The sequence below is a fragment of the Pyrobaculum sp. genome, assembly GCF_049971835.1.
In the GTDB taxonomy this organism is placed as follows: domain Archaea; phylum Thermoproteota; class Thermoprotei; order Thermoproteales; family Thermoproteaceae; genus Pyrobaculum.
Map to the genome: position 1 here is coordinate 1 of NZ_JBMFKV010000185.1, position 3,683 is coordinate 3,683.

Consider the following 3,683-nt stretch of genomic DNA (forward strand, 5'->3'; position numbering starts at 1 on the left):
GCCCTCCTAACAGCCCTCTCCACAACCTCCTCAAGCCTACCCCAGTCGAGACTCACGAACGTTATAGATCGTGACATTATAAATCTTGAAGGTGTGTTGCTCAGGTTAATGGGCTTATCAGTGTTGTGTTTAGGTGCTGTTTAAATGTATTCTGGATGGCATGCCGGGGTATGTCCCGCCTTGTGTGCACGTGTGAGTAGTTCCTCTATCGCCTCTCTGCCTCTCCGGCCCATGTCGCGGGTGTACGCGTTTACATACATGTCCACGAAACGCGCCGTTTCTTCTAGAGTGAGCCCCCGCGAGAACTTCTGTGCGTATCTCAACGCCTCGACGCGGTTTTCGTCTGCGTATTTAATAGACTGGGACAAGGCCTCGGCCACGGCTTCCGCCGTCTGGAGCCCCAGAGCCTTTCTGACCACGTCAAGCCCTAGGGGGGTGGGGAGGCCGGTCTCCTCCCTCCACCACTCGCCGAGGTCAACTACCTTCTTCAACCCCAGGCGCTGGTAGGTTATCTGTCCCTCGTGTATGAGGACTCCGGCGTCTACGATCCCAGCCCTCACGGCGTCTATTATCTTGTCGAATGGTACTTCCACCGTCTTTACGTGGGGGAGTGCTAGCTTTGTGAGTAGGGCGGCGGTGGTGTAGCGCCCCGGCACCGCCACGTACTTAACCTCGCCCCCTTCTCTTGCTGTGACGACCAGGGGGCCGTATCCCTCTCCCATGGAGGCGCCTACCGACATGACGTAGTACCTGTCGCAGATGTAGGCTAGGGCGTGTGTGCTGACGGCGCTCACGTCGAGTAGCTCCTCAAGAGCCAGTCTGTTGAGAGTCTCGACGTCGCTTAGAAACTCTACGAAGGGCGTGGGCATCTTCACCGCGCCCGTCGCAATGCCGTAGAACATATAGGCGTCGTCAGCGTCTGGGGAGTGGGCCACCTTCAGCATGGGCTTCCCCAGGAGGTGATTTAAATCACTTCTTCGCCGCCACCACCGCGGCCGTTGAGATGAGGATATACGCCGCCGCCGTCAAGAGGCCGGGGACCCGGCCAAACAGGATAAAGTCCCACAAGGCGGCTAGTACGGGCTCCACCGACGCGATTACGGATGCCCTCGACCCCTCTATCTTCGAGACGGCTGAGGAGAAGAGGCGGTACGGCACCACGGTGCCCAGCACACCCATGTAGAGCCCGGCCAGGGCCGTCAGGAGGGCTGGCGGCGCCGCCGCGGCGTGGATATACGCCAGGAGAGCCGGGGTTGTGACGACCAGCGTGTAGGGCATGGCGCCGTACGAGGCGTCCGCTCCATAGCCCCTCCTAGCCATGAGGCGGGCCGCCGCAATGTAGAGGCCGTACAAGGCGCTGGAGACGAGCCCCGCGGCTAGGCCCACCGGGGAGAGCTCCCCCCTCGCAGATGCGTATAGCATCAACACCACGGCGGCTAGGACCAGCGCCACCCCAGCCGTGTCCCGCGGAGTCGGCCTTTCTCCAAACGCCAGGAGGGCAATGGTTGTCCAGAGGGGGGCTGTGTAGAGAAGATACGCCGCCGGTCCCACGCCTGCCAGGAGGGCGGCGAGGGGGTATACCGTGAAGAGGCCTCCAAGAAGCAAGCCGGGCACCAAGCCGCGCCGAGTCGGCCAGCCGGCAACCGCCGTGGAGATGATGGCGGCTACAAGAGACCGCAAAAAAGCCAGCCAGATGTAGTCTCTGCCGTATTGGGCGGCTACGCCCAGGGTGGACCACAGAGCCGCGGCGGCTACAACCTCGGCGTAGGCCCTGCCGGCGGTGCTCAAGGCCTTGCACGAAGAGGGGAGTTCACTGAGGCTTGTAGGCGGCTAGAACTCTTCATCTGACCCCCAGGACTCCCATCCAGACTCCCCGCCCGCCTCGGCGCCCTCCCCCGTAACCTCATCGGCGATCGCCGGATACCCCTCCCCCAGGGCGGCGCTGTACAGCCAGAGGTCCAGAAGACCCATGGCTAGGAGAGCCGGGAGTATCGGCTCGACGGGGGCCAGCACCTCGTCGGCTCGTTGATCCTCGCCAGCCTTTCTCAGATGGGCGGCTTTTTCAAGCCGCTCCTTGACCTCCCCCCGCCACTTGTACAACACCTCCCAACCCCTCTCGGTGAGGTAGTAGGCGGTCCTCCTCAGGATGAGCCCCCTCTCCCGGGCCTCCACGAGGCCGTGGGCCATGAGGGTGTTGAGCACAGCCTCCACGTCGTGTGGCGGCATATCTACAGACCTAGCCACCTCCTCCGCCGTCTTGCCGCCCTTGGCCAGCGCCTCCAGCACGAGGTAGTACTCGCCCTTAAACTCCACGACAATGGGGATACCCGCTTTTTAAAATCTTGTTGCTTAGAAAACTTTTATTACCGGGGCGGGGGCAGTGCGTGGATGTGTTGAAGGAACGCGCCTTGCAGTTTTATGAAGAGGCCAGGTTTGCCATTGAGAGGGAGTTCTGCGAATTAGCCTTATTTAACGTAGAGCAGACACTCCAGCTCTATATAAAACACTTGTTGTATAAGAAGGTGGGGGATTTCCCCAAGACTCATTTTCTTCGTGACTTGGCTGATAGGTTAGTGGAGGTCTATGGAGATAGGTGCGGCCTCGCCCCTCTTTTCACTAAATGGAGGTATGTCTTAGCTCTGCTGGAGTATGCCTATATCTCCTCGCGTTATCTCCCTTTTAGAGCTAGGAGGGAGGACTGCCAAGAGGCGTTAAAATTTGCAGAGGAAGCACTGGCTGTTTTCAAATGTCTAGAGAGTTTATAGAGCTGTTGAGGCGCCGGGCGGAGGAGAGGAGGCGTATTGTGGAGAATCTCGAGGAGTACCTCAGGAGGGTTAGAGACGCGGCGAGGGAGCTGGACCCAGATGCCAGGGTCTATCTATTTGGTAGCTATGCCCGGGGGACGCCGAGGCCCGACAGCGATGTTGACATACTTATCGTGTCCGATGCCTACGGCGGGGAGGCGAGGCGCGCCGTGGAGATGATTCTACACATAACCGAAAGGGTTGGGGGCGCGGGGGTGTTTGAGCTTCACGTCGCGACTCGGGAGGAGTTCGAAAACTGGTACCGCCGCCTCATAGACACCTATAGAGAGATATTTTAGATAGCAGAGATTGTAGATACGGTGATGTGAAGCGGCTGCAAGCGGATGCGTGGCGAAGATGGGAAGAGCTGACCTATTCCTCTCAAACCCCCGTTTAAAGATTTATGTAACTCGGGTATAATTCTTGTGGTACATAAATTTGTGAATAGGGAGAGAGAATTGGCGTGGCTTGAGGAGAGGTGGCGGTCTGGGAGGGCTGAGTTGTTGGTGTTGTACGGCAGGAGGCGTGTGGGGAAGACGGAGATTTTAAGGCGGTTTATAGAGGGGAAGAGGTGTCTCTACTTCTTGGCTTCGCGCACCTCGGTGAGGGATAACCTCTACATGCTTAGGGATAAAATGGCGGAATTTCTGGGGAGGGAGATTTTTAGAAAGGTCGAGCCGGGAGGCCTGGGGGAGCTTCTGATCTACTTTGCTGAGGAGGTGGACAGGCCGTGTCTGGTTATTGACGAATTCGGCTACTTAGTGGAGCTGGATCGGGGGGTCGTCTCCGATCTCCAGAGGGCGTGGGACGAGGAGCTGTCCCGCCGGGGGTTTTTCCTAGTGCTATGCGGCTCCAGCGTCTCGCTTATGGAGACGGAGG

Annotated in this window: 6 protein-coding genes; 3 read left to right on the forward strand and 3 right to left on the reverse strand. The window is 58.9% G+C overall.

Annotation, left to right across the window (positions count from 1 at the left end; genetic code table 11):
• Nucleotides 1-140: 140 nt before the first annotated feature.
• The 3 genes from ACP5J3_RS11950 to ACP5J3_RS11960 are packed head-to-tail and all read right to left on the reverse strand — an operon-like array spanning nucleotide 141 to nucleotide 2,313.
• Nucleotides 141-944: an MqnA/MqnD/SBP family protein gene (locus ACP5J3_RS11950; RefSeq protein ID WP_428495897.1), complete on the reverse strand. Its 804-nt coding sequence runs from the start codon at nucleotides 942-944 to the stop codon at nucleotides 141-143.
• Nucleotides 945-969: 25 nt separating this feature from the next.
• Nucleotides 970-1,788, reverse strand: a complete 819-nt coding sequence (locus ACP5J3_RS11955; protein ID WP_428495898.1) for an EamA family transporter — start codon at nucleotides 1,786-1,788, stop codon at nucleotides 970-972.
• Nucleotides 1,789-1,830: 42 nt separating this feature from the next.
• Complete coding sequence (locus ACP5J3_RS11960) at nucleotides 1,831-2,313, reverse strand: helix-turn-helix domain-containing protein (RefSeq protein ID WP_428495899.1); 483 nt, start codon at nucleotides 2,311-2,313, stop codon at nucleotides 1,831-1,833.
• A 71-nt stretch (nucleotides 2,314-2,384) separates the two neighbouring features.
• Here ACP5J3_RS11960 and ACP5J3_RS11965 point away from each other — a divergent pair, with 71 nt between their 5' ends.
• The 3 genes from ACP5J3_RS11965 to ACP5J3_RS11975 all read left to right on the forward strand — a co-directional run.
• On the forward strand, nucleotides 2,385-2,765 hold the full coding sequence (locus ACP5J3_RS11965) for a HEPN domain-containing protein (protein ID WP_263246478.1): 381 nt from the start codon (nucleotides 2,385-2,387) through the stop codon (nucleotides 2,763-2,765).
• Nucleotides 2,747-3,103, forward strand: a complete 357-nt coding sequence (locus tag ACP5J3_RS11970; RefSeq protein ID WP_428495900.1) for a nucleotidyltransferase domain-containing protein — start codon at nucleotides 2,747-2,749, stop codon at nucleotides 3,101-3,103. Before ACP5J3_RS11965 ends, ACP5J3_RS11970 begins: the two co-directional genes overlap by 19 nt.
• A gap of 126 nt (nucleotides 3,104-3,229) precedes the next feature.
• The coding region (locus ACP5J3_RS11975) for an AAA family ATPase (RefSeq protein ID WP_428495901.1) at nucleotides 3,230-3,683 on the forward strand (454 nt) is incomplete at its 3' end.

Bases quoted from the DNA above. Each gene is read 5' to 3' on its own strand.
- ACP5J3_RS11950 (WP_428495897.1), bottom strand. From the start codon at position 944: ATGCTGAAGGTGGCCCACTCCCCAGACGCTGACGACGCCTATATGTTC.
- ACP5J3_RS11970 (WP_428495900.1), top strand. From the start codon at position 2,747: ATGTCTAGAGAGTTTATAGAGCTGTTGAGGCGCCGGGCGGAGGAGAGG.